Here is a 23769-nt window from a genome sequence, read left to right on the forward strand (position 1 = left end):
TCCTCAGAATTTATTTACTGTCTTTGCCGACGTGCAGGATTGCCAGAAACGCCTCTTGCGGCAGTTCAACGTTACCGACCTGCTTCATACGTTTCTTACCGTCTTTCTGTTTCTGCAACAGTTTCTTCTTACGGCTGACGTCGCCACCATAACACTTGGCCAGTACGTTTTTACGCAATTGCTTAACCGTAGAACGCGCAATAATGTGGTTACCAATGGCGGCCTGAATCGCGATATCAAACTGCTGACGCGGAATCAGTTCTTTCATCTTTTCGACGAATTCACGGCCACGGTATTGTGAATTATCACGGTGAGTAATGAGGGCCAATGCATCGACACGCTCGTTGTTGATTAATACATCAACGCGCACCATGTCTGATGTCTGGAAACGTTTGAAGCCATAATCCAGCGATGCATAACCACGAGAGGTTGATTTCAGGCGGTCAAAGAAATCGAGTACCACTTCGGCCATCGGAATCTCATACGTCAACGCAACCTGATTACCGTGGTACACCATGTTCGTCTGCACGCCGCGCTTTTCAATACAAAGCGTAATTACGTTGCCCAAATATTCCTGAGGCATCAGCATGTGACACTCGGCAATTGGTTCGCGCAGTTCCTGAATATTATTCAGCGGCGGCAGTTTAGACGGGCTATCGACATAAATGGTTTCTTTAGCCGTCGTTTCTACTTCATACACTACCGTCGGTGCCGTGGTGATCAGTTCCAGATCGTACTCACGCTCCAGACGCTCCTGAATGATCTCCATGTGCAGCAGACCCAAGAAGCCACAGCGGAAACCAAAGCCCAGCGCAGTGGAGCTTTCTGGTTCATAGAACAGGGAGGCATCATTGAGGCTCAGCTTGCCTAACGCATCACGGAATGCTTCATAGTCGTCGGAGCTAATCGGGAACAGGCCAGCGTAGACCTGAGGTTTGACTTTCTTGAAACCAGGCAACGCTTTTTCAGCTGGCTGGCGCGCCAACGTCAGGGTATCCCCTACTGGCGCACCCAAAATATCTTTGATGGCGCACACCAACCAACCTACTTCGCCGCAGTTCAATACATCACGGTCGATCTGCTTCGGCGTAAAAATACCGAGACGGTCAGCGTTATAAACCTGACCCGTACTCATCACCTTAATTTTATCGCCTTTGCGCATCGTGCCGTTTTTGATACGTACCAGCGACACAACGCCTAAGTAGTTATCAAACCAGGAGTCGATAATCAGCGCCTGCAGCGGCGCATCAGGGCTGCCTTCCGGCGGCGGAATATCACGCACCAGACGATCCAGAATATCCGTCACGCCCACCCCAGTTTTCGCGGAGCAGCGCACGGCATCGGTAGCATCAATGCCGACAATATCTTCAATTTCCTGAGCAACACGATCTGGATCGGCAGCAGGCAGGTCGATCTTATTCAGAACCGGCACCACTTCCAGATTCATATCCAGCGCGGTGTAGCAGTTAGCCAGCGTTTGAGCTTCAACCCCCTGACCAGCATCAACGACAAGCAGCGCGCCTTCACAGGCGGCGAGCGAACGGGAAACTTCATAAGAGAAGTCGACATGCCCAGGCGTATCAATGAAGTTTAACTGGTAGGTTTGGCCGTCCTGCGCTTTATAATCCAGCGTTACGCTTTGCGCTTTAATCGTTATTCCGCGTTCGCGTTCCAGATCCATGGAATCCAGAACCTGCGCAGCCATTTCACGCTCGGTTAAACCGCCGCAAATCTGGATAATACGGTCAGATAACGTCGATTTACCGTGGTCGATATGGGCAATAATGGAGAAATTTCGTATATGCTTCATTATAAAAATTTTTCTACCTTGATATTCCTGAAATTCTTGCCGATGGGCATGCGCATAGGTGAAAACAGCAGCGATGTTATTCCACCTGAATCGCAGCATTCTACATGCGAGAGGCCTGAAAACCTAGTCATGTCCAGTGCATTCCCCTTGATTATGACGGTTTTATTTGGAATAGCAGAACAACGAGAGGAAAGCAGGAAGTAAAGTGTCATTACGTGGCAAATATCGTGTCGAAAGATAACAAGCGAGTAAGCAATGTTTCCGCACCGCGCGCCGCTTACGCTCGGGTGAACAGGTCAATTTTGTAAGAGAGTACCCGGCAGTGCGATTTGCAGGATAACGGGTTCATAACGTTTATTTTTACCTAGCTGCTTCGCCCAGCGCTTCACGCCGATAAACGCCACGCCACCGCCTAACAGCGCGCCAATAACCGCGGCCAGATCGGTGCCGAACAGCGTTTGGCATATCGCTGCCCCGAACAGTAACCCAAACAGCGGGACAACATAAACCAGAGCAGCGGAAAACAATAACCGCCCTTCAGAAATACCCAGCTCCACTTTTTGTCCGACTTCCAAAGGCCGATCGTAAGGAACGTACAGCGTATTTTCGGCAGAGAGCCCAAGCTGACTTAATAAACCCGTTCCACACGACGAGCGGGATTTACAGGTGCCACAGCCCGCGCTCGGCTCACACTGCAGCTCCGCAATTCCATCCCGCCATGAAACCACTGTCGCCCACTCTTTGATCACGGTTGCGCCTTCAAAATAATGCTGTCAGCCACACGTTTAGCCGTAGAAGGGGGAATATCGCCGACAACGGTAATCTCTCGGTTGCCTTTCATGACAGTGTGGATCGAACGTCGTCCCGTGAGCACAGACTGTTCCTCGCTCACGTCAGAAGACGGGCTAATGTTAATCGAAAAGCTGAATAAACCATCGCTATACAGACGTGTTTCAATAGGAATGGACGAACCGGGCAATACTTTTTTGTTGTGCGACAGTTCTTTCATCCCAGCAGGCAGCCATTCTGGCACCCAGGTAAAATCACCTTTTTCCGCAGCAGGCGCGGGTAGCGCAGGAGGAAGTTTGATTCCTTCCAGCGGACGCATCACGCTCACCAGATCATCGTCAACAATCAATGATGTCGTTAAGAATTGCTCCAACCGTTTGTCGCCATTGCGATCCTGTAAATCAATGCGCAGTGGAAGTTTGGAGTCCGCATCAATCCACACCGTATAGCTGTAGCGTGTGCCATCGCGTGAGATGACCCGAATGCCTGATGCCAGACGATCGGCAATGCGTACCCGTCCATCAGCAGGAACAAAATCATAATAGGGCGATAGTTTCTGAAAATCAGCGAAGACCAGAGAAGGGAGAGAATCAACGATATGATCGCTGGTGAGCGTAAACGGCTCAAAACCAGGATCGAAATAGCTGATTTCATTACCACGCTGCACGATCTCGCGTCGCGGTCCGTCCATAAACAGCAACTGCGCTAAGGCACGGTTGTTGACTACAGCATGACGATACCGTACCGACTCAAAACCTTGCAGGGTAATGTTAATAAAGGAAATTTCGTAATTCAGAGAACGAGTAGCGCTATTCATCTGTTGCAGCAACGCGCTCGGCTCAACATTCTGAGCCGAGGCGAAAGTAGAATAAAACAGACTGCCAATCAGAAAACAGGCGGCGGACCAAACACGCTTCATTACCGGGGCTGTGTTCCTAATGATTGAGTACCGGGAACCTGAATTGCCGCTTGCTGATCGTCCTGCGGCAGAGCGTGCTCGGCATGCAGCCGGCGCTGTAATTCGTAGTCCTGCAAAATGGCGTTAAGGCGATTGCGCTGCATATCGGATTTTTGTTGACCGCTGTTAGGGGCAACATTTTCTGACGGCACGCCCAGACTCACTGGAGAGGCGGTGCCCATAGCAGGTAAGGTGCTGAACACGCCGGATTCCACAACATGTTCAGAAGCATTACCCTGCTGGTAATTTTGTACGCCGACAATCACCGCTAAAGATACGCAGGCTGCGACACCGACTTGCGTCAGTTGGCTGCCCCACGGGCGGATTTTGTGCCAGAAAGGCATCTTCGTCCACTCAACAGGTTGTGGCTGAGATTCAGGCTGCGCTTGTGGAACCAAACGAACAGGTTCTTTTTCGATTGCAGCGGCAACGCGAGAAGCGATGTCCAGGTGGATCACGTTTTCACTCACATCACCACGCATCACATCACGAATCAGATGATAACTTTGCCAACTTTGCTGCAACGCGTCATCCCGTGACAGTGCGCCTAACAGTTCGGAATCTACTGCTTCGCCATCCATTAAAGCGGAAAGTTTCTCTTTCTGCATACCGACACCCTTACCTTGTCAAATCCATCATTAGTCATGCGGATAGCTGAAAACGCTCGCTAGCGCTGAATAAGCGGTTGTACTTTATTATCAATCGCTTCCCGAGCCCGGAAAATACGAGAACGAACAGTGCCGACGGGACAATCCATAATCACGGCGATCTCTTCGTAGCTTAAACCGTCCAACTCACGCAGCGTAATCGCTAAACGTAAATCTTCCGGCAAAGACTCGATAGTTCGGAAAACGATGCTTCGTAATTCCTCTGACAACATTAAATTCTCAGGGTTCGATATTTCTTTCAGTGCGCCCGCATTTTCATAGTTTTCCGCGTCATTAGCATCAATGTCGCTGGACGGCGGACGGCGGCCCTGAGCTACCAAATAATTCTTGGCCGTATTCACTGCGATACGATACAGCCATGTATAGAACGCACTATCGCCGCGGAATGACTCTAACGCGCGATAGGCTTTAATAAACGATTCCTGTACCACGTCCGGCACGTCCCCTTGGGGAACATACCGCGATACCAGGCTCGCTACCTTATGCTGATAACGAACGACCAACAAGTTAAACGACTTTTGATCGCCTTTTTGGACTCGCTCGACCAGAACCTGATCTGCCAGTTGCTCGCTCATCCGAGGTAATCTCTACTCAAACCGTTCTCCACGCGTAAAATAGTACTGCCAGCTATATCAATCATATTTAGAGCAAGCTCCTAATTAGAACCAAGACATTCAATAAAGTTCCGGGTCATCATTTTTCTTTTGCTTAGCGCCGTTACTCGTCTTTGTGATGCGAACCTATGACGCATTCTCTTCATCTGAGGCTCTACGCTCCTCCGAGGATGATACGATAAATCCGGGGTCTTCGCACGATTCAGCATGCCCCTTCCTTCGCTTATTTATAGCGTAGAGATGGGGATAAAAACCAATACAGCAATCAGCCGTTGGGTGCTACCATCGGATTTCCTCTTCTTTTTGCATCCACGACACGACCATGCAAACGACCACTGAATACGTCTGTGATGTTTTAATCATTGGCAGCGGTGCTGCCGGGCTTTCACTGGCGCTGCGTCTGGCTTCACAAGCCAACGTGACGGTATTAAGCAAAGGCCCGCTCAACGAAGGCGCAACGTTTTATGCTCAAGGTGGCATCGCCGCCGTTTTCGATGAAACCGACACGATTGACTCTCATATCGAAGATACCCTGATCGCCGGCGATGGCCTGTGTGAACGGGAAGCCGTTGAGTTTATCGCCAGCAATGCCAAACACTGCGTGCAATGGCTTATCGAACAAGGCGTGCTATTCGATACCGAAACCAGCACCAGCGGCGAAGAACGTTACCATCTCACGCGCGAAGGCGGGCACAGCCATCGTCGAATTCTGCACGCGGCGGATGCAACCGGAAAAGAAGTGGAAAACACGCTGGTGCAGAAAGCGCTATCCCATCCGAATATTCGGATTATGGAACGCTGTAACGCCGTCGATTTGATTACCTCGAATAAGCTGGGTTTGCCCGGCACACGCCGCATTGTCGGTGCTTACATATGGAACCGTGAACGGGAGCGCGTAGAATCCTGCCGAGCGAAAACGGTAGTTTTAGCGACCGGTGGCGCATCCAAAGTTTATCAATACACCACGAATCCCGATATTTCCTCTGGTGATGGCATAGCCATGGCCTGGCGCGCGGGTTGCCGCGTGGCAAATCTGGAGTTCAATCAGTTTCACCCGACCTGCCTGTTCCACCCGCAGGCGCGAAATTTCCTGCTAACGGAAGCGCTGCGCGGTGAAGGCGCGTACCTTAAACGTCCTGACGGCACACGCTTTATGCCCGATTTCGATGCCAGAGGCGAATTGGCCCCGCGCGACGTGGTCGCCCGTGCGATTGACCATGAGATGAAACGGCTTGGCGCAGACTGCATGTATCTGGATATCAGCCACAAGCCCGAAGCATTCATCAAACAGCACTTCCCCACTATCGATGAAAAGCTACAGTCTCTCGGCATCGATCTGACGCGTGAACCGATACCTATCGTCCCCGCAGCACACTACACCTGCGGTGGCGTGCTGGTCGATCAGCACGGCCGTACCGATCTTGACGGCCTGTATGCGATTGGCGAAGTCAGCTATACCGGCTTGCATGGCGCAAACCGCATGGCATCCAATTCACTGCTGGAATGTCTGGTTTACGGCTGGTCAGCCGCTGAGGATATTTTGCAGCGCTTACCGCAAATCAAAGCGGTGAAAAAGCTACCAGATTGGGATGAAAGCCAGGTCGACAACTCCGACGAACAAGTGGTGATTCAGCATAACTGGCACGAGCTGCGTCTATTTATGTGGGATTATGTTGGGATCGTGCGGACGACTAAGCGACTGGAGCGGGCACAACGCCGCATCCAACTGCTTCAGCAGGAAATCAATGAATACTACTCCCACTTCCGTATTTCCAACAATTTGCTGGAACTGCGTAATCTGGTGCAGGTTGCCGAACTCATCGTCCGCTGCGCATTGGAAAGAAAAGAAAGCCGCGGGCTGCATTACACTCTGGACTACCCAGAACAGTTCGACGCCCCAACACCAACCATTCTGGTGCCGTAGTTCATAAAAAGTAGCTCATAAAAATAGTTCACTTAGCAAAGGCAGGCGCAGCAACAAGGCGTCTGCCATCTACATAAAGAGATAAAAATCTTTTGTCAGTTGCTGGAAATCCGTCGAATAACACCTTTCTGCATCACGAATTGCCAGTGAGGAATTCACACATTCTCTTTCCTGACGAGACAGCGCCAGCAAAACGCGATGCGCAGGTTTATCTTCCTGCTCCGATACGCGAAGCTGCTGGTGAACATACCAATGGTTCTGCTGCGCCAGCGGAATAAAAGACTCAGCAACCTGAACTGGCAGCACCACGCAGAAAAGACCTTCAGGCATCAGCAGTTGATGAGCACAGCGTAACAGCGCTTCATGGGTTAACAGGGTGGTATAGCGAGCCTGATCGCGCTGAGCCGATCCGCACGCGATCCCCGGCGGGAAGTAAGGCGGGTTACTGATAATCAACGAATAGTCGGCGGCTCGCGTCTCAGCAAAACCGACGATATCCTCAGCATACACCGTGATTCTGTCAGCCCATGGTGAGGCGGCAATGTTCTCCTTCGCCTGCTGGCTGGCGGCACTATCCAGCTCGACGGCATCAATCCGAACATGCGATTCAGAACGTTGCGCCAGCATCAGCGCGAGAAGACCGGAACCGCTACCGATATCCAGGATCCGCGTGGCTGAAGACACCGGTGTCCAGGCTCCCAGCAAAATGCCGTCGGTCCCCACCTTCATGGCACAGCGATCGTGCGCCACAAAGAATTGCTTGAAGGTAAAACCATCCCGACGCAATGTCAGTTTATTATCAGCCTGATGACTCATGAAAATAAGATTCCAAACGCAAACCGCAGTAGCATAGGTGAAACATCAATGCAGGAAAAGTGCCGATGTCTGCTTAAACAGGTGAAGAAACCGGCCAATCCGTCTATAATCGGCGCCCCAAATAGAGGTAGACCATGACTGTAACCAATTTTTCCGAGCTCGATCTTGATGAAAGCCTGTTAGACGCCCTGCGTGACATGGGCTACGAGCGCCCGACCGTGATTCAGGCAGAGGCGATCCCTCCGGCGATGGAAGGCCGCGACGTACTGGGCTCCGCGCCAACAGGTACAGGTAAAACCGCCGCCTATCTGCTGCCGGTTTTGCAGCATCTTATCGATTTCCCTCGTAAAAAATCGGGTCCACCTCGTATTCTGATCCTCACGCCAACCCGTGAACTCGCCATGCAGGTGGCCGATCAGGCGCGAGCGTTTGCTGCACATACGCACCTGGATATCGCCACGATCACTGGCGGCGTGGCCTACATGAACCACGCAGAAGTTTTCAGTGAAAATCAGGATATCGTCGTCGCGACGACGGGCCGTCTGCTGCAATACATTAAAGAAGAAAACTTCGATTGCCGCGCGGTAGAAACGCTGATTCTGGATGAAGCGGACAGAATGCTGGATATGGGCTTCGCCCAGGATATTGAACACATCGCCGGAGAAACCCGCTGGCGCAAGCAAACGCTGCTGTTTTCTGCGACGCTGGAAGGGGACGCGATCAAAGATTTCGCCGAGCGCTTGCTCAATGAACCTGTTGAAATCGAATCCGACCCATCGCGTCGGGAACGTAAAAAAATTCTGCAATGGTATTACCGCGCCGACGATCTCAAACACAAAACGGCGCTGCTCTGCCACCAGTTAAAACAGCCTGACGTAACGCGTTCTATCGTCTTTGTACGCAAGCGTGAGCGTGTGCATGAGCTGGTTGCCTGGCTGCGTGAAGCGGGCATTAACTCCTGCTATCTCGAAGGCGAAATGGTGCAAGCCAAACGTAATGAGGCGATCAAACGTCTCAGTGACGGGCGTGTCAACGTGCTGGTAGCAACGGATATCGCAGCGCGTGGTATTGATATTAACGATGTCAGCCACGTATTTAACTTCGATTTGCCGCGCACCTCGGACACCTATCTTCACCGTATCGGCCGTACCGGTCGCGCCGGTCGTAAAGGCTGTGCTATCTCTTTTGTCGAAGCACACGACCATCTGCTGCTGGGAAAAATCAGTCGCTACTTGAATGAACCGCTAAAACCGCGCGTCATTGATGAACTCCGCCCAGAGACGAAAGCACCAAGCGCCAAAACGACGGGGAAACCGTCGAAAAAAGTACTGGCTAAGCGACAAGAGAAAAAAGAGAAGGAAAAAGAAAAGGTTAAGGTAAAAATTCGCCAGCGCGATGCTAAAAATGTGGGTAAGCGTCGTCAACCAACGCAGAAAACCGACGAACCCTCTGCCAAATAAAATTTATATAAAATAGAGATATAAAAAAGGGAGCCTCGGCTCCCTTTTTGTTAAGACTTGAATTACAGGCTTGCGGTAAAAGTACGAGCGATAACATCGCGCTGCTGTTCTGGCGTCAGTGAGTTGAAACGCACAGCGTAGCCAGATACGCGAATGGTCAGCTGCGGATAGTTTTCCGGATGCTTAACGGCATCTTCCAGCGTCTCACGGCGCAGAACGTTTACGTTCAGGTGTTGACCGCCTTCCACACGCACTTCAGGTTTGATTTCCAGCGGAATTTCACGATACTCGATCTGACCCAGATCGCTCACCGGAACGATTTGATCTTCGCTATAACCTGATTTAGCACACACGCAACGCGCCTGTGATTTTTCTTCATCCAGCAACCAGAAGGAATTGATCAGCGCGCTGTCGTTAGCCTTGGTGATTTGAATACCAGTAACCATAATTGCCTCCGTAAAACGGCGTGTTATTGTCTTAGTTAAAAACTAACTGAGTAAAAATCGCTATCAGCAAAAAACTGCTAAATTTCGTAACGATCGTATAAAACCGTTTGTATCTGCCTCTTATATACCAGCCTGATAACCAGACATCCTTGACTTAAATCAATTTTAAAACCCCACAGCTTAGCGTGCCGATGGCAATATATTGTTTTATATCAATTTTACCAACACACCGAATTGCAAATATTTTTGTAAATTTTCAATTTTTTTTCAAAAAAAGGGCCTTTCATCCCGACAATAGCGGTTACGGTTTTACCTCGGGACGATAGATCGGTAAGCTACCGACAACACCATTCAACCTGTAAAAAAAGAGTGCATGATGGCGACCTCTCTCACCTGGCATGACGTGCTGGCACAAGAAAAGCAGCAGCCTTACTTCATTAATACCCTTGAATTCGTTGGGAAAGAACGTGCAGCGGGTAAAACTATCTATCCCCCGCAGAAGGATGTTTTCAACGCGTTCCGCTTTACTGAACTGCATCAGGTCAAAGTCGTCATTCTCGGGCAAGATCCCTACCACGGCCCGAATCAGGCGCACGGGCTGTCATTTTCTGTACGTCCGGGCGTACCCGCTCCGCCTTCTCTGGGTAACATTTATAAAGAATTGGCGAGCGACATCCCTGGATTTGAAATTCCACGACACGGTTTTCTACAAAGCTGGGCAGAGCAAGGCGTTTTACTGCTCAACACAGTATTAACCGTTGAAGCTGGACAGGCACACTCGCATGCTAATTTGGGCTGGGAAACGTTTACTGACCGCGTCATCGCGGCATTGAATGAACAACGGGAAGGTCTGGTCTTTCTGCTGTGGGGCTCTCATGCACAGAAAAAAGGCAACATCATTGACCAGCAGCGCCACCATATTCTGAAATCGCCGCACCCTTCCCCACTGTCTGCACACCGTGGTTTCTTGGGCTGTAAGCATTTTTCTCAGGCTAATCAGCTTTTGGAACAGCAAGGGCTGTCGCCAATAGACTGGACGCCAAGGCTCCCGGAAGAGGTTTAAGCGATAACAGGTTGGTTGTCTTCAAAAAACGAAGGCGGCCAACTGTCGTTTACAAAGGATGGTTTACAAGGAATTGTTTACAAGAAATAGCTGACTAATGTATTGAGCAAATAAAAACGTTTATTGAATGCAGATATATCGAGAAAGGGATAAATAAGAGTGAATTCGATGATTTGGTGGAGCTAAGCGGGATCGAACCGCTGACCTCTTGCATGCCATGCAAGCGCTCTCCCAGCTGAGCTATAGCCCCACAACGTGTGGAATGTTCGTGATAATCAACCAAACAGAGGGAGTGTTTGGTGGAGCTAAGCGGGATCGAACCGCTGACCTCTTGCATGCCATGCAAGCGCTCTCCCAGCTGAGCTATAGCCCCGTATCTTACAGCATCACCACGAAGGCAAGTACTGTGCGAACGCGTCGCATAATATGAAACCCGATTCGCAGTGTCAACGGCTAAATCCGGTTATCCGATTAACCGCTGAAAAAGACGCCAAAGGTGAGGAAAAACAGGCGGCGATTTCGATGTCATCTCATCATAAGCACAATAAAAAAGCTGCTAACGATAACGCGATTTATTATCATCATTTCACGTTACGCTTCTGCCTCTTAATTATAAGCCTCATCACATGCGCTATTTTCCTATGATTGTATTTTCTCTGATGGTATCTGCCTCTGGCATGTTGCCTGTTCGGGCGCAGCCAACCATTCCTGATATGACCGAACAAGCAAAAGCTCAATTTGAGATCAAGCACGTTGAAATGAAAAGCGATGCACAGCATGTCTATCGGCTTTTCATCGCGCAGCCCCGCCAACCCGCACCTGAAGGCGGTTATCCGGTTCTGTACATGCTGGATGGCAACGCTCAGTTTCCCGTTGCCGTAAACAGCTACAATGCAAAAAATGGCGCAGCACCACTGATTATCGCCATCGGTTATCCAATCAATAAGCCTTACGATGTTCCCGCCAGAACGCGTGACTACACGCCGCCGACAACGCTCACCGATCCAGATTTTGCCGCAGGCGGCGAAGCCGAAGCGTTTTATCAATTCCTGCAATCCACGGTAAAGCCCTGGGTTGAAGCGAACTACGCAGTAAATAAGCAAAAACAAACGCTGGCCGGGCACTCTTTCGGCGGTCTGTTTACGCTCTATACGCTGTTTAACCACACCGAATCTTTCCAGCGCTATGTTGCCGCAAGCCCGTCTATCTGGTGGGGAAATGGCGTTGTGATTCCGGCAAGAACGCCGCTGCTCGCTACACCACCGCTGTCAATAACCGTCACGGCAGGGGCAAATGAAGATGAGCCAGCCAAAACGCAGGCGGATAAACCCGTTGATGAAAAGCGGGCAGAACGGCTCAGCCAAAGAAAAATGGTGGAAAGAGCAACAGCACTGGTCGCACAGCTCAACGAACAAGGCACAAAAGCCGACTTTATTCTGTTCCCCGGTAAAGGGCACGGCGACGTGATTCCCGATGCCATCGGTAAAGCGGTTGCTATTGCTGGTCAATAATTCCCATAGCACGCCATAAAAAAATGAACCCCGGCTTCTGGCCGGGGTTCATTTTATATAACGCTATTCACGCGATAACGATTACTGCTGCGCTTCGCGCTCGGCGATGAACGCCAGTGCTTTATCAATACGCGCCAGCGAACGCTGTTGACCAATCGCGTGTACCGTAACGTCAACACCTGGAGACTGACCCGCGCCCGTTACCGCAACACGCAGCGGCATACCGACTTTACCCATGCCCTGACCCAGCTCATCCGCCGTGCCTTGAATGGCATGATGGATGTTCTCCGGCGTCCAGCTCGTAATCGCAGCCAGTTTCTCGCGAACCAGTTCAAGCGGCTGACGCGCAACCGGACGCAGGTGTTTCTTCGCAGCATCGGCGTCAAACTCAGCAAAATCTTCATAGAAATAACGACAAGAATCCGCCATTTCTTTCAGCGTCTTGCAACGTTCGCCCAGCAAACCAACCAGCTCGCTCAACTGCGGTCCGGTACGAGTATCAATCCCTGCCTGCTCGATATGCCACGACAGATGCGTTGCCACGTATTCTGCGGGTAAATGGTTAATATAGTGATGGTTCAACCATTGCAGCTTCTCGGTATTAAAAGCACTCGCCGATTTGTTCACAGCGTCCAGCGAGAACAGCGATTTCATTTCATCAATAGAGAAGATTTCCTGATCGCCAGAAGACCAGCCTAAACGCACCAGATAGTTCAGCAGTGCTTCCGGCAAATAGCCGTCATCGCGGTATTGCATTACGCCAACAGCGCCGTGACGTTTGGACAATTTCTTACCGTCGTCGCCCAGAATCATCGACACATGCGCATATTCTGGCACAGGTGCGCCCAGCGCTTTCAGGATGTTGATCTGACGCGGCGTGTTGTTGATATGGTCTTCACCACGGATAACGTGCGTGATTTCCATATCCCAGTCATCGATAACGACACAGAAATTGTAGGTCGGTGAACCGTCAGTACGGCGAATAATCAGATCATCGAGTTCCTGATTGCTGAATTCGATCGGCCCGCGAATGCGGTCATTGAAGATGACCGAGCCTTCCTGCGGGTTGAGGAAACGCACAACGTGCGGCTCATTATCAGCATGATGCGCGTGAGAACCACGGCAACAGCCGTCGTAACGTGGCTTATCACCATTTTCCATCTGCTGCTCACGCAGCGCTTCCAGACGCTCTTTAGAACAGTAGCACTTATATGCCGTACCGTTTTCCAGCATCTGGTCAATAACCGCGTTGTAACGGTCAAAGCGTTTAGTCTGGTAGTACGGGCCTTCATCCCAGTTCAGGCTCAGCCAGTTCATACCATCCATAATGGCATCAATCGCGTCCTGAGTTGAACGCTCCAGATCGGTATCTTCAATACGCAGCACAAACTCGCCGTCATGATGACGGGCAAACAACCAAGAGTACAGTGCGGTGCGAGCGCCGCCGACGTGAAGATAGCCAGTAGGACTAGGGGCGAAACGGGTTTTGATTTTCATTTGGGATTACAGCCTTATTACGCAACGGCTGTCGGCATAAACCGACATAAGCTCAGAGAACAAAAGTGGGCAACATTCTATCACTCTGCTTCGATTCCTCAACGCCGTAACATGCCGCACGTGCTTTTATTCTGCTAGCGATAGCAAGATAACAGGCTGAATTGCGCAAGGATGCAGCACCAACGGCGATAAATACGACGCCTTGACTAATTTTGCAACGAACAATCATTTTAGTTTTAAAAAGCGTTGACTCATATTCAAGGATCCCTATAATGCGACTCCACACAGCGGGGGTGATTAGCTCAGCTGGGAGAGCACCTCCCTTACAAGGAGGGGGTCGGCGGTTCGATCCCGTCATCACCCACCACTCTTTACGAAAGTAAAAGTGTCTCGCTGTGTAGAGTAAGAAGATTTGAGATTGGGTGATTAGCTCAGCTGGGAGAGCACCTCCCTTACAAGGAGGGGGTCGGCGGTTCGATCCCGTCATCACCCACCAATCTCATACCAGCTGGTCTTCTTATTAGAAGTTGAAGTAAAGCAAGAAGTAAAAGTAGTTCAGAAGTGGGTGATTAGCTCAGCTGGGAGAGCACCTCCCTTACAAGGAGGGGGTCGGCGGTTCGATCCCGTCATCACCCACCACTTCTGCGGGTCGTTAGCTCAGTCGGTAGAGCAGTTGACTTTTAATCAATTGGTCGCAGGTTCGAATCCTGCACGACCCACCACTTCCGCAAAGTGATTCCTCTCTGAAGTAAATCCACCAAAAAATTATCTATTGCACGTGTCGTGTAGATAAAATCCTGTTCGTTTGCTCTACATTAACTTTCCCAATATTCGATGAAGTACCGCAGCCTTACTCAGCTACGGCACCTAAACATCACGCCAGTACGGCTAAATCTGCTGCGTCAAAACCGCGTAATTTATCAGTCTGTCCAGAACGCACTTTTTGCACCCATTGCGCATCAGAGAGCAGTACCCGACCGACAGCGATCAAATCAAACTCTTCGCGCTCCATCCGTGCATACAGATTGTCCAGCGCTGCCGTACCTGAACCTTCACCGCCAAACGCCGCAAAGAAATCCGAGGCCAAGCCCACCGAACCAACGCTGATTGTCGCCGCACCTGTCACCTTCTTCGCCCAACCGGCGAAGTTCAGCCCTTCAGCCCCATCAATCTCAGGGAACTCCGGCTCCCAGAAACGTCGCTGGGAACAGTGGAGAATATCCACACCCGCCTCAACCAGCGGTGCCAACCAGTCCGTCATCTCCTGTGGGGAGGCGGCAAGCCGTGCGCTGTAATCCTGCTGCTTCCACTGACTCACACGCAGGATCAGCGGGAAATCCTGACCAACAGCGGCCCGAACAGCGCGGATAACTTCTGCGGCAAAGTGGGAACGCTCACGGATCGTTGCTCCACCAAAAGCATCTGTACGCTTGTTCGTCCCCGGCCAGAAGAACTGATCGATCAGGTAGCCATGTGCACCATGCAGTTCCAGCGTGTCAAATCCCAACCGTTTGGCATCGGCTGCCGCACGTGCGAAAGCCGCCACAGTATCGGCAATATCTTCTTCCGTCATCACCACGCCGCGGGGTTCATCTGGGCCAACCAGCCCTGAAGGGCTTTCAACTGGCGCATCCGGTTCCCAGCCGCGACCGCGCGTTGACCCCGTATGCCAAATTTGTGGACCAATGCGACCACCAGCGGCATGTACCGCTTTAGCCACCGCATCCCAGCCAGCCAATGCCGCCTTACCATGGAAAAACGGAATCCCTGGCGTGTTGCGCGAAGCAGGACGATCGACCACTGTCCCCTCCGTCAGAATCAGTCCTACGCCTCCCTCAGCGCGGCGGCGGTAATATTCCGCATTCGCCGGGCCGGGAATCCCCTCTTCCGCCATACTTCGTGTCATGGGTGCCATAACGATGCGATTGGGAAGGGTTAACCCTTTCAACGTGAAGGGACTAAACAGAACATCATCAGACATAAATATTTCCTTTTATGGTTTAACGTCATCGCGGCGTTGGACAATGATTAAAAACTCAATTCATGCAGTTAAGCAACCCCCGTTAGCATCGCATCCCGTAAAGCCCGTAAAGAGAGTGCCACCCTGCTTGCACTTATAGATGATGTATGACATATATAATAAATGTCAATCGACATTTAAAAATGAGGCACGGTATGAAATACACGACTTTTGGGCGCAACACCGGCTTACGCGTTTCCGAGCTGGCCCTCGGAACAGGAAATTTTGGCACCGGTTGGGGCTATGGTTCTGAAAAAGATCAGGCTAAACAGGTATTTGATCGTTATGCCAACGCGGGCGGTAACTTCATTGATACGGCGGATGCTTACCAGTTCGGTCAATCTGAGCAAATGGTTGGAGAATTCATTGCCGCCGACCGCGATCATTTTGTCGTGGCGACAAAATACACCTTAAGCGCGATGCAGGAAGCTGGGATATCTCGAACTGGCAATAGCCGTAAGAATATGATCTCATCAGTAGAAAACAGCCTTAAGAGACTGAATACCGATCGTATCGATGTGCTGTGGGCGCACTTTGATGACCAATTAACCCCGCTTGAAGAGATTGTTCGCGCTTTCGACGATCTCATTCGATCAGGAAAAATCCAGTACGCAGGTTTCTCTAATTTCCCCGCCTGGCGCATTGCCCGAGCGGACACCATAGCGGAACTGCGCGGCTGGTCGCGAATTGCCGGTATTCAGGTGGAATACAGTCTGGTGCAACGCACCGCAGAGCGAGAACTGCTGCCGATGGCAGAAGCAATGGGGCTGGCTGCAACGCTTTGGTCTCCGCTGGGTGGCGGCCTGCTAACGGGGAAATACCGCCAAAGTAAAGAAGGTCGTCTGATCGGTTTTGGCGGAAGATTAGTACACACCGAGCAAGACACAACCTTGCTGGATGAGGTATTTCGCGTTGCAAACGAGGTGAACGTCATGCCAATACAGATTGCCATCGCCTGGTTGCGACATAAATCCGCCCGCGCCAGCACCAGCCTGATCCCCATTCTGGGCTCCCGCACTCTGGCGCAGTTGGATGATACGCTGGTTGCATTAGGTGTGACGCTAAGTGACGAGCAGGTCGCACGACTGGACGAAGTCAGTGCTATTTCACTGGGAACGCCACACGATCAAATCGCAGGTACATTACCTAGGGCTCAGGGAGGTAACAGCGCTCATATCATTACGCCGTGGCCACCACGAGCCTAATCTGGCTATTGATGAAAGGCATCATCTATTGAGTCTGGTTTTTCCATACCCTAAGATGATGCCTGACAGAAAAAGGAGAACAGCATGGCCCGTGTATCAAAACAGCAGATGGAGCGTAACCGAGAGGAAATCATCCAGGTTTCTTCACAGCTCTTTCGTGAACGGGGCCTGAACGGCGTCAGCGTGAACGACTTGATGGCCGCGGCCGGATTAACCCACGGTGGCTTTTATGGTCATTTTGCTTCTAAGGATGAGCTCGCTGCCATCGCCAGCCGAAAAGCGTTTGAGGATTCCGGTGTTCGCTGGCAGGAAATCAGCCAGCGCTCAGATCAACATGACTTGCGAACGATCGTGGAACTCTATCTTTCACCCGCCCATCGTGACGGCGCGAAAGATGGCTGTGCGATCACCGCGTTAGCCAGCGACATCGCCAGAGAAAGTGAAGACAAGCCAGTGCGTGAGGTTTATCTCAGCGGTGTCAGAGCCATGCTGGACAGGCTGGAGTCCCTATCCACGATAGAAGATAAAGAACAGCGCAGGCTGCACACTCTGGCGCAATTCGCCCTGTTATCCGGTGCGCTAACGTTAGCACGCGCAACGGCTGGCAATCCTTTGTCGGACGACTTTCTTATCGCCGCCAAAAAAGCGCTGCTTGGCGAAGCATAAACATGTTAATGAAGGAGCCTATCGCATCCAAGATAGGCTCCAAACCGCCCCTTTCTTAACAATATCCCCTTTGTGCCATTCATTCCTCTGATCATCATCCATTCAGGCTAAGCCCCTTTTTCATAACATCTTGTTATTGCATTATTCCCATCCATCATTAGACCGCCGCAATTGCAGTGTTATGCTTATCTGCGTTTGCCCTGTTCACGTAATTTTTTGACAGAAAATATCAAATTTATTGGTTTTCTATTCTGTCCCTAAATCGACGACACTGCCGCACTATATAAACAAGCATTCCCAGCATTACCAATCAGCATTTTTGCTCACTTATGAGGTTGTCTATTATGATTTCTCAGTTGAATCAGTGGTTCACGCGTTTAACCGATCATCCTGATGCAGGTAAACTTTTACTGCGTTTAACCGTAGGTATTCTGCTGCTGTTTCACGGCGTAGCAAAAGTTGAGCACGGCGTAGGCTGGATCGTACAGATACTGCAAGGCGCAGGCCTGCCAGGTTTTATCGCTTATGGCGTTTATGTAGGCGAAATCGTTGCCCCAATCCTGATTATTTTAGGCGTGTTTACCCGCGTTTCTGGCCTGATTGCCGCACTGACGCTGGTTGTTGCCACGCTGATGGTTGGCACCGGTAAATTCTTCACCCTGACTAACGTGGGTGCCTGGGCGCTGGAAGTTGAAGCACTCTATTTCTTTGCGGGTATTATCATCATGCTGGTTGGCAGCGGTCGCTACTCTGTTGCTTCCAATCCCGCTTATCGCTAATCCCCGCTATCCGGCTGGTATTGACGACAAAAGCAAAAACCCGCGAAATTCGCGGGTTTTTTCATGCCTGAGAGCTGCCGATTAGATTTCCCAATCGTGGCTGTAACGCTTAGGTTTGAACTGAATCACATCGCCTTTCTGTAGCCCATGCAGGCTTGCATCATCTTTTGCGACTTCTGCTTCAATTAGCTCCGACTGCTCGCCCAGTTTCAACGACAGACGCGTTAAGGCACCGAGTGGGCGAATATCTCGCACCGTTACCGCCTGATAGCCGTCCTGAGCCTGAACGGATAACGACACCTCATGCGGACGGAACAGAATCGTCTCTTCCGTTTGCGCCACTTTTAACCGGTTACTGTCGCCAAGGAAATGGTAAACAAACTCGCTGGCCGGGTTGTTATACACCTCCGCCGGTGTGCCGATTTGTTCAATCACACCTTTGTTCATCAGCACGATGCGGTCGGCGACTTCCATCGCTTCTTCCTGATCGTGCGTCACAAATACCGATGTCAGATCGATATCTTCATGTAGCTGAGACAACCAGCGACGCAGCTCTTTACGCACCTTGGCATCCAACGCACCAAAAGGTTCATCCAGCAGCAGAATGCTTGGTTCAACGATCAACGCACGCGCCAGAGCAATACGCTGACGCTGACCGCCGGAAAGCTGTTCAGGATAGCGATCCCCCAGCCAGTCCAACTGCACCAGATTCAGCAATTCGTGCACTTTCTTTTCAATATCACTCTTCGACGGACGGCTATTTTTCGGCTTCATTCGCAGCCCAAACGCGACGTTGTCGAACACCGTCATGTGACGGAACAGCGCGTAGTGCTGGAATACGAATCCCACGTTGCGCTTGCGCACATCGTGGACGGACACATCCTGGCCGTGAAAGATAATGCTGCCGCTATCCGGCTGTTCCAGCCCGGCGATAATACGCAGCAGCGTGGTCTTACCGCAGCCCGATGGCCCCAGCAGCGCCACCAGCTCGCCGCTGTGGATCGACAAATTAATCTCGTTCAGCGCCCGGAACTGACCAAATTGTTTATTAATATTGCGAATCTCAATGCTCATTTTTGGCCAACTCCTGTTGTTTCTCTATTTGCTTCGTCAATCGGCTCTCACTCCACTGGCGCAGCAGCAGTACGACCAGTGACATAATTAGCAGCAGGATCGCCACGCTGAAAGCCGCAACGATGTTGTACTCGTTATAAAGAATTTCGATATGCAGCGGCAGCGTGTTAGTCAGGCCGCGGATATGGCCGGAAATAACGGAAACGGCACCGAATTCCCCCATCGCACGCGCGGTACACAGCACCACGCCGTAGATCAACGCCCATTTCACATTCGGCAGCGTAATGTGCCAGAACATTTGCCAACCGTTCGCCCCTAGCAACCGCGCCGCTTCTTCTTCCTGCGAGCCCTGCTCTTCCATCAGCGGAATCAGCTCACGCGCAACATAGGGCAGCGTGACGAAAATTGTCGCCAGTACGATGCCCGGCACGGCGTAAACAATTTGCAGATCGTGTTCAAGCAGAAAGGGATGGAGCGAGCTTTGTGCCCCAAACAGCAGCACATACACCAGCCCAGCAACCACGGGCGAAACGGAGAACGGCAAATCGATCAGCGCCAGCAGAAAGCTCTTGCCACGAAATTCGAATTTCGTCACGCACCACGCAGTCGCCAGCCCGAACACCACATTTAACGGCACAGAAATGACGGTCGCAAGTAGTGTCAGCTTAAGCGCAGAGATCGCATCCGGTTCGGTAATCGCATCCCAAAATGCACCGATGCCTTTATCCAGCCCCTGAGTCACCACCATCATCAACGGCAGCACCAGAATCAGGAAAAAGACGACCCACGCTAGTGAAACCAGAATGTAATAGGCTGCGGGCTGTTTTTTTCTTTTAGCCGCGCTGGCCTGAGCGGAAATAACCTGTTCCATGACGACCAGCCTTTACAGTTTCGGTTGAATGCGGCGCTGCAACACGTTAATCAGCAGCAGCATAATGAAAGAAACCAGCAGCATGAACACGCCGATCCCGGTTGCACCTTTGTAATCATACTGATCGAGTTTGGAGACGATCAGCAGCGGCAGGATTTCGGTTTTAAACGGAATATTCCCCGCGATAAACACCACGGAACCGTATTCCCCGACGCCGCGGGCAAAGGCCAGTGCAAAGCCCGTCAGCCACGCGGGTAACAGCGCAGGAAGCAGCACATGACGGAAAACCTGAAGCGGGCGTGCGCCAAGGCAGGCGGCGGCTTCTTCCACTTCTTTGGGAATATCGGCCAACACCGGTTGCAACGTTCTGACCACGAAAGGCAGCGTAACGAAGATCAGCGCTAGTGTGATACCAATGCTGGTGTAGGCAATTTTGAACGGAAACAGCGAACCAATCAGGCCATTCGGCGCGTACAACGCCGTCAACGCAATCCCCGCCACGGCGGTTGGCAGCGCGAAGGGCATGTCGATCATGGCATCGATCACTTTACGGCCGGGAAAGGTATAACGCACGAGCACCCACGCCAGCAGCGTCCCGAGAATACCGTTAATAAACGCCGCAGCCAGCACCGTACCAAACGAAAGCCGCAGGGAGAAAAGCACCTGGCGGCTGGTTATCAGATCCCAAAACTGACCGAACGTTAGTTGGCTGGCATACAAAAACATCCCCGCCAACGGAATGAGGACAATTAATCCTAAATAGCTCAGGCTAAACCCTAACGTTAGCCCGAAACCGGGAATCACTGAGGAAGAACGTTGTGACATACCGTGCCTTTAATTTTCATACTCACTATCCAGCCAACAACTGCTTGCCGACGCGCGCTACCTGACAGAATTAAGGCGGCAGGTCCTCTGCCTTCTTAACCTGAAAAAAGCCGCTATGGTGATAGCGGCCTTAATCCGTCAGACATTAGAAACTTATTTATTAATCTCTTTAAAGATGGCGTCGAACACACCGCCATCGTTAAAGTATTTTTCCTGTGCCGCTTTCCAGCCGCCGAAATCCTTATCAATCGTCACCAGATTCACTGGTGCAAACTGATCTTTAAACTCTTCAGCAATCTTGGCATTACGTGGGCGATAGAAGTTTTTACCGATAATACGCTGCGCTTCATCGCTGTAGAGGTATTGCAGATAGGCTTCAGCCTGTTTCTGCGTCCCTTTACGCTCAACCACTTTGTCGACAACGGCAACTGGCGGTTCGGCCAGAATCGACAGAGACGGTGTCACGATCTCAAGCTGATCGCCGCCCTGCTCTTGCAGAGACAGGTACGCTTCGTTTTCCCATGCCAGCAGCACATCGCCTAGCTGACGTTGCACAAAGCTGATGGTTGCCCCACGCGCACCGGTATCCAGTACTGGCGCATGGCGATACAGTTCAGTGACAAATTTCAGTGCGGTTTCATCATTACCACCCGGTTGCGCTTTGGCATAAGCCCATGCAGCCAGGAAGTTCCAACGCGCGCCGCCGGAGGTTTTCGGGTTTGGCGTGATCACTTCAACGCCCGGTTTCACCAGATCGTTCCAGTCTTTGATTTGCTTTGGATTACCTTTACGCACCAGAAAAACGATGGTGGAGGTATAAGGTGTGCTGTTGTCAGGCAAACGCGCCTGCCACTTAGGGTCAATCAGCTGTTGGTTCAGGTTTAATGCATCAATATCACCAGCCAGTGCCAGCGTCACTACGTCAGCCTGCAAGCCGTCAATCACCGAACGTGCCTGTTTTCCAGAACCGCCGTGCGAATTTTTGATGGTGATATCTTCACCCGTGGTCGCTTTCCAATGCTTGATAAACGCCGCATTGTATTGCTGATACAGTTCACGTGTCGGATCGTAAGACACGTTTAATAATTCGGTAGCCGCCGAGGCCACACCGGAAAATAACAGCGCTGCCGTAGCAACAGATAACCCCAGACGACGTATTGACATTCTTATCACTCCCTAAACTTAATGCTTGAAAGTATTTAGATAAAATAATGATGAATGTGGCTGGTTAGGCCGTTTATGCGGTTATCGAACTGACAACGACAATATGGAAGTGACAATAGTGGATATAGAGAAGGGGCAAAAATATTGTTTCGCGATAATTTATGCTATCGCGTTATATTGTTAATGGTTATGTAATAGTTTTCAATCTAAGCAATTTTGTTGCAGCGGAAATTTTTTTACGACTGGATATGAGGTAACCCTGATGCCGTGCGGCATCAGGTGAGTACGGTGGAGGATAAGCTTAGAAGGATAGGCTTAAGTAGGTAGGCACCTTTCTGCTCTACTCTTCTTCATCCAGTTGCAAAGCCACGTACAGCAGCAGGCGGTCGTCGAAATTCCCCAGATCTAACCCCGTCAGTTCAGAGATGCGGTTAAGGCGATATTCCAGCGTATTGCGGTGGATAAACAGCGCTTTTGCCGTCGCACCAGGTTGAACGTTGTTACGAAACCAGGCACCCAGCGTCCGACGCAGCAGGCCATTGCCGTCCATTGCTTTAAGCTTCGAGAGCGGGCGCACCAGCTCGTTTGCCTGCCAGCCACCGCGCAGGCTATCCAGCAGCACGGGCAACATCAAATCCTGATAGTAATAACAGCGCTGAGCGGGCATACGCTGTTTGCCTACGCTCATGGTCGTTCGCGCCGTGCGGTAAGAACGCGCGATGCTGCCGGAGCCCGCAAAATAGTTCCCCAGCGCCAGCCGTACCCGCAGCCGACTGCTTTCCGCCATACGCGACATCAGCGTATCCACACGACGCCGGTGTTCCTCTGCATCCCAGCGCCCGTGGCTGTTCAGCGCCGGTTTTAGCACCACCATTTCCGTCAGGGAAACGATAGCGATCAGGTTGTCACGCTCCGGCGTGGTCAGCAACGTCTGCAACTGCTGTAGCTCTGCCATGGCGGAGTCGACACCGAGCTGCCCGCTGTCGACTTCGATCACCGCAGCGACGCGGGGCTTATTCATATCGATGCCTAAGCGCTGCGCCCACTCCATGAGAGCGGGAGACAGATCGTCGGTGCGAATCAGGTTCAGAACCAGCTCTTCACGCAGGCGGCTATCCTGCGCCAACATATGCAGCAGCCTCGCCTGCTCCAGCATCATTTCCGCCGTCATGCAGACAAGCTCACCATATTGTCGCAGCTGGCTGGGATTCCCCGTCAGACCAATAACACCAACAATTTCGCCATCAATGCGCAGGGGTAAATTGATGCCCGGACGCACGCCGTGCAGGTGACGCGCGACGGCATCATCAATATCGACGACTCGCCCCTGCGAAAGTGCCAGCAGCGCGCCTTCGTGCAGTTCCCCCAATCGTTCCTGATCGCCACTGCCGATAATCTTACCGCGAGCATCCATCACGTTGATATTGCTATCAATGATCTGCATGGTCCGCGCGACAATATCCTGTGCCATCTTGGCATTGAGATGATACGACGCCATTTTTACCTCTGAGAGGAACATTGACAATTGCACCAGCATACCGCCACTCGGTGCGCCACACATTGTGCAAATTAACAAAGAAACGGGAATTAGGTTAAATCTGTGGAAGAA

Annotated in this window: 21 protein-coding genes and 6 tRNA genes; 11 read left to right on the plus strand and 16 right to left on the minus strand. The window is 51.3% G+C overall.

Going from position 1 to position 23769, the window contains the following annotated elements; all coding sequences use genetic code 11:
* Positions 1–10 precede the first annotated feature (10 nt).
* The 5 genes from lepA to rpoE all read right to left on the minus strand — a co-directional run bounded on the left by lepA (position 11) and on the right by rpoE (position 4800).
* Positions 11–1810: a translation elongation factor 4 gene (gene lepA / locus EIP93_RS16380; protein WP_095700271.1), complete on the minus strand. Its 1800-nt coding sequence runs from the start codon at positions 1808–1810 to the stop codon at positions 11–13.
* A gap of 296 nt (positions 1811–2106) precedes the next feature.
* Positions 2107–2559 (minus strand): SoxR-reducing system protein RseC, encoded by a 453-nt coding sequence (rseC, locus tag EIP93_RS16385; protein ID WP_103862568.1) that lies wholly within the window; start codon positions 2557–2559, stop codon positions 2107–2109.
* The gene (gene rseB / locus EIP93_RS16390) at positions 2556–3518 is read right to left on the minus strand and encodes a sigma-E factor regulatory protein RseB (RefSeq protein ID WP_119158359.1); all 963 of its coding nucleotides are present in this window, start codon (positions 3516–3518) and stop codon (positions 2556–2558) included. Before rseB ends, rseC begins: the two co-directional genes overlap by 4 nt.
* On the minus strand, positions 3518–4165 hold the full coding sequence (gene rseA, locus EIP93_RS16395; RefSeq protein WP_039486631.1) for an anti-sigma-E factor RseA: 648 nt from the start codon (positions 4163–4165) through the stop codon (positions 3518–3520). The genes rseB and rseA overlap by 1 nt, the downstream gene beginning before the upstream one ends.
* Before the next feature lie 59 nt (positions 4166–4224).
* The gene (gene rpoE / locus EIP93_RS16400) at positions 4225–4800 is read right to left on the minus strand and encodes an RNA polymerase sigma factor RpoE (RefSeq protein ID WP_005973561.1); all 576 of its coding nucleotides are present in this window, start codon (positions 4798–4800) and stop codon (positions 4225–4227) included.
* A gap of 361 nt (positions 4801–5161) precedes the next feature.
* Between rpoE and nadB the strand changes: the two genes are divergently transcribed.
* Complete coding sequence (gene nadB / locus EIP93_RS16405; RefSeq protein ID WP_039476022.1) at positions 5162–6763, plus strand: L-aspartate oxidase; 1602 nt, start codon at positions 5162–5164, stop codon at positions 6761–6763.
* 69 nt (positions 6764–6832) lie between these two features.
* Here nadB and trmN read toward each other — a convergent pair whose 3' ends face one another.
* Complete coding sequence (gene trmN / locus EIP93_RS16410; RefSeq protein ID WP_103971481.1) at positions 6833–7579, minus strand: tRNA(1)(Val) (adenine(37)-N(6))-methyltransferase TrmN; 747 nt, start codon at positions 7577–7579, stop codon at positions 6833–6835.
* Positions 7580–7713: 134 nt separating this feature from the next.
* On the opposite strand from trmN, the gene srmB reads away from it, so the two are divergent.
* On the plus strand, positions 7714–9039 hold the full coding sequence (gene srmB, locus EIP93_RS16415; RefSeq protein ID WP_116586597.1) for an ATP-dependent RNA helicase SrmB: 1326 nt from the start codon (positions 7714–7716) through the stop codon (positions 9037–9039).
* Between the two features lie 62 nt (positions 9040–9101).
* Here the strand turns inward: srmB and grcA are convergent, their stop codons facing one another.
* Positions 9102–9485 carry an autonomous glycyl radical cofactor GrcA gene (grcA, locus tag EIP93_RS16420; RefSeq protein ID WP_005973551.1) on the minus strand — a complete coding sequence of 128 codons (384 nt, stop codon included), beginning with the start codon at positions 9483–9485 and terminating at the stop codon, positions 9102–9104.
* Positions 9486–9861: 376 nt separating this feature from the next.
* On the opposite strand from grcA, the gene ung reads away from it, so the two are divergent.
* Positions 9862–10548: a uracil-DNA glycosylase gene (gene ung / locus EIP93_RS16425; RefSeq protein ID WP_109226114.1), complete on the plus strand. Its 687-nt coding sequence runs from the start codon at positions 9862–9864 to the stop codon at positions 10546–10548.
* A gap of 174 nt (positions 10549–10722) precedes the next feature.
* Here the strand turns inward: ung and EIP93_RS16430 are convergent.
* Positions 10723–10798, minus strand: a tRNA-Ala gene (locus EIP93_RS16430).
* 47 nt (positions 10799–10845) lie between these two features.
* Positions 10846–10921 (minus strand) — tRNA-Ala (locus tag EIP93_RS16435).
* A 268-nt stretch (positions 10922–11189) separates the two neighbouring features.
* Here EIP93_RS16435 and EIP93_RS16440 point away from each other — a divergent pair.
* Positions 11190–12059: an alpha/beta hydrolase gene (locus EIP93_RS16440; RefSeq protein WP_226310366.1), complete on the plus strand. Its 870-nt coding sequence runs from the start codon at positions 11190–11192 to the stop codon at positions 12057–12059.
* Positions 12060–12140: 81 nt separating this feature from the next.
* Here the strand turns inward: EIP93_RS16440 and gltX are convergent, their stop codons facing one another.
* A complete protein-coding gene (gltX, locus tag EIP93_RS16445; protein ID WP_103862573.1) occupies positions 12141–13556 on the minus strand; it encodes a glutamate--tRNA ligase in 1416 nt (471 codons plus the stop codon).
* A gap of 291 nt (positions 13557–13847) precedes the next feature.
* Here gltX and EIP93_RS16450 point away from each other — a divergent pair.
* From EIP93_RS16450 to EIP93_RS16465, 4 genes are all read left to right on the plus strand, one after another.
* Positions 13848–13923 (plus strand) — tRNA-Val (locus EIP93_RS16450).
* A gap of 53 nt (positions 13924–13976) precedes the next feature.
* Positions 13977–14052 (plus strand) — tRNA-Val (locus tag EIP93_RS16455).
* 67 nt (positions 14053–14119) lie between these two features.
* Positions 14120–14195, plus strand: a tRNA-Val gene (locus EIP93_RS16460).
* A gap of 7 nt (positions 14196–14202) precedes the next feature.
* Positions 14203–14278: transfer RNA gene (locus EIP93_RS16465), tRNA-Lys, on the plus strand.
* A 152-nt stretch (positions 14279–14430) separates the two neighbouring features.
* On the opposite strand, the gene EIP93_RS16470 is transcribed toward EIP93_RS16465, so the two are convergent.
* Positions 14431–15537 (minus strand): NADH:flavin oxidoreductase, encoded by a 1107-nt coding sequence (locus EIP93_RS16470; protein WP_109226116.1) that lies wholly within the window; start codon positions 15535–15537, stop codon positions 14431–14433.
* Between the two features lie 194 nt (positions 15538–15731).
* Between EIP93_RS16470 and EIP93_RS16475 the strand changes: the two genes are divergently transcribed.
* The 3 genes from EIP93_RS16475 to EIP93_RS16485 all read left to right on the plus strand — a co-directional run bounded on the left by EIP93_RS16475 (position 15732) and on the right by EIP93_RS16485 (position 18226).
* On the plus strand, positions 15732–16781 hold the full coding sequence (locus EIP93_RS16475; protein ID WP_107333292.1) for an aldo/keto reductase: 1050 nt from the start codon (positions 15732–15734) through the stop codon (positions 16779–16781).
* Between the two features lie 84 nt (positions 16782–16865).
* Positions 16866–17447, plus strand: coding sequence for a TetR/AcrR family transcriptional regulator (locus tag EIP93_RS16480; RefSeq protein WP_125232985.1), 582 nt, complete (start codon positions 16866–16868; stop codon positions 17445–17447).
* Positions 17448–17791: 344 nt separating this feature from the next.
* On the plus strand, positions 17792–18226 hold the full coding sequence (locus tag EIP93_RS16485) for a DoxX family protein (protein ID WP_039493355.1): 435 nt from the start codon (positions 17792–17794) through the stop codon (positions 18224–18226).
* Positions 18227–18307: 81 nt separating this feature from the next.
* On the opposite strand, the gene EIP93_RS16490 is transcribed toward EIP93_RS16485, so the two are convergent.
* The 5 genes from EIP93_RS16490 to EIP93_RS16510 all read right to left on the minus strand — a co-directional run bounded on the left by EIP93_RS16490 (position 18308) and on the right by EIP93_RS16510 (position 23658).
* Positions 18308–19300 (minus strand): sulfate/molybdate ABC transporter ATP-binding protein, encoded by a 993-nt coding sequence (locus EIP93_RS16490; RefSeq protein ID WP_103971475.1) that lies wholly within the window; start codon positions 19298–19300, stop codon positions 18308–18310.
* Positions 19290–20171 carry a sulfate ABC transporter permease subunit CysW gene (gene cysW / locus EIP93_RS16495; protein ID WP_039493359.1) on the minus strand — a complete coding sequence of 294 codons (882 nt, stop codon included), beginning with the start codon at positions 20169–20171 and terminating at the stop codon, positions 19290–19292. The genes EIP93_RS16490 and cysW overlap by 11 nt, the downstream gene beginning before the upstream one ends.
* 12 nt (positions 20172–20183) lie before the next feature.
* Positions 20184–20996, minus strand: coding sequence for a sulfate ABC transporter permease subunit CysT (gene cysT, locus EIP93_RS16500; protein ID WP_125232986.1), 813 nt, complete (start codon positions 20994–20996; stop codon positions 20184–20186).
* Positions 20997–21149: 153 nt separating this feature from the next.
* Complete coding sequence (locus EIP93_RS16505) at positions 21150–22154, minus strand: sulfate ABC transporter substrate-binding protein (RefSeq protein WP_370529552.1); 1005 nt, start codon at positions 22152–22154, stop codon at positions 21150–21152.
* A gap of 346 nt (positions 22155–22500) precedes the next feature.
* On the minus strand, positions 22501–23658 hold the full coding sequence (locus tag EIP93_RS16510) for a CdaR family transcriptional regulator (protein WP_010299502.1): 1158 nt from the start codon (positions 23656–23658) through the stop codon (positions 22501–22503).
* Between the last annotated feature and the right edge of the window lie 111 nt (positions 23659–23769).

It is taken from the genome of Pectobacterium versatile, from assembly GCF_003932035.1.
Lineage (GTDB): Bacteria > Pseudomonadota > Gammaproteobacteria > Enterobacterales > Enterobacteriaceae > Pectobacterium > Pectobacterium versatile.

Excerpts from the sequence above, each read along its gene's own strand:
- lepA (WP_095700271.1), bottom strand. The coding sequence starts at position 1,810 with ATGAAGCATATACGAAATTTCTCCATTATTGCCCATATCGACCACGGT.
- rseB (WP_119158359.1), bottom strand. The coding sequence starts at position 3,518 with ATGAAGCGTGTTTGGTCCGCCGCCTGTTTTCTGATTGGCAGTCTGTTT.
- rseA (WP_039486631.1), bottom strand. The coding sequence starts at position 4,165 with ATGCAGAAAGAGAAACTTTCCGCTTTAATGGATGGCGAAGCAGTAGAT.
- rpoE (WP_005973561.1), bottom strand. The coding sequence starts at position 4,800 with ATGAGCGAGCAACTGGCAGATCAGGTTCTGGTCGAGCGAGTCCAAAAA.
- nadB (WP_039476022.1), top strand. The coding sequence starts at position 5,162 with ATGCAAACGACCACTGAATACGTCTGTGATGTTTTAATCATTGGCAGC.
- trmN (WP_103971481.1), bottom strand. The coding sequence starts at position 7,579 with ATGAGTCATCAGGCTGATAATAAACTGACATTGCGTCGGGATGGTTTT.
- srmB (WP_116586597.1), top strand. The coding sequence starts at position 7,714 with ATGACTGTAACCAATTTTTCCGAGCTCGATCTTGATGAAAGCCTGTTA.
- grcA (WP_005973551.1), bottom strand. The coding sequence starts at position 9,485 with ATGGTTACTGGTATTCAAATCACCAAGGCTAACGACAGCGCGCTGATC.
- ung (WP_109226114.1), top strand. The coding sequence starts at position 9,862 with ATGGCGACCTCTCTCACCTGGCATGACGTGCTGGCACAAGAAAAGCAG.
- EIP93_RS16440 (WP_226310366.1), top strand. The coding sequence starts at position 11,190 with ATGATTGTATTTTCTCTGATGGTATCTGCCTCTGGCATGTTGCCTGTT.
- gltX (WP_103862573.1), bottom strand. The coding sequence starts at position 13,556 with ATGAAAATCAAAACCCGTTTCGCCCCTAGTCCTACTGGCTATCTTCAC.
- EIP93_RS16470 (WP_109226116.1), bottom strand. The coding sequence starts at position 15,537 with ATGTCTGATGATGTTCTGTTTAGTCCCTTCACGTTGAAAGGGTTAACC.
- EIP93_RS16475 (WP_107333292.1), top strand. The coding sequence starts at position 15,732 with ATGAAATACACGACTTTTGGGCGCAACACCGGCTTACGCGTTTCCGAG.
- EIP93_RS16480 (WP_125232985.1), top strand. The coding sequence starts at position 16,866 with ATGGCCCGTGTATCAAAACAGCAGATGGAGCGTAACCGAGAGGAAATC.
- EIP93_RS16485 (WP_039493355.1), top strand. The coding sequence starts at position 17,792 with ATGATTTCTCAGTTGAATCAGTGGTTCACGCGTTTAACCGATCATCCT.
- EIP93_RS16490 (WP_103971475.1), bottom strand. The coding sequence starts at position 19,300 with ATGAGCATTGAGATTCGCAATATTAATAAACAATTTGGTCAGTTCCGG.
- cysW (WP_039493359.1), bottom strand. The coding sequence starts at position 20,171 with ATGGAACAGGTTATTTCCGCTCAGGCCAGCGCGGCTAAAAGAAAAAAA.
- cysT (WP_125232986.1), bottom strand. The coding sequence starts at position 20,996 with ATGTCACAACGTTCTTCCTCAGTGATTCCCGGTTTCGGGCTAACGTTA.
- EIP93_RS16510 (WP_010299502.1), bottom strand. The coding sequence starts at position 23,658 with ATGGCGTCGTATCATCTCAATGCCAAGATGGCACAGGATATTGTCGCG.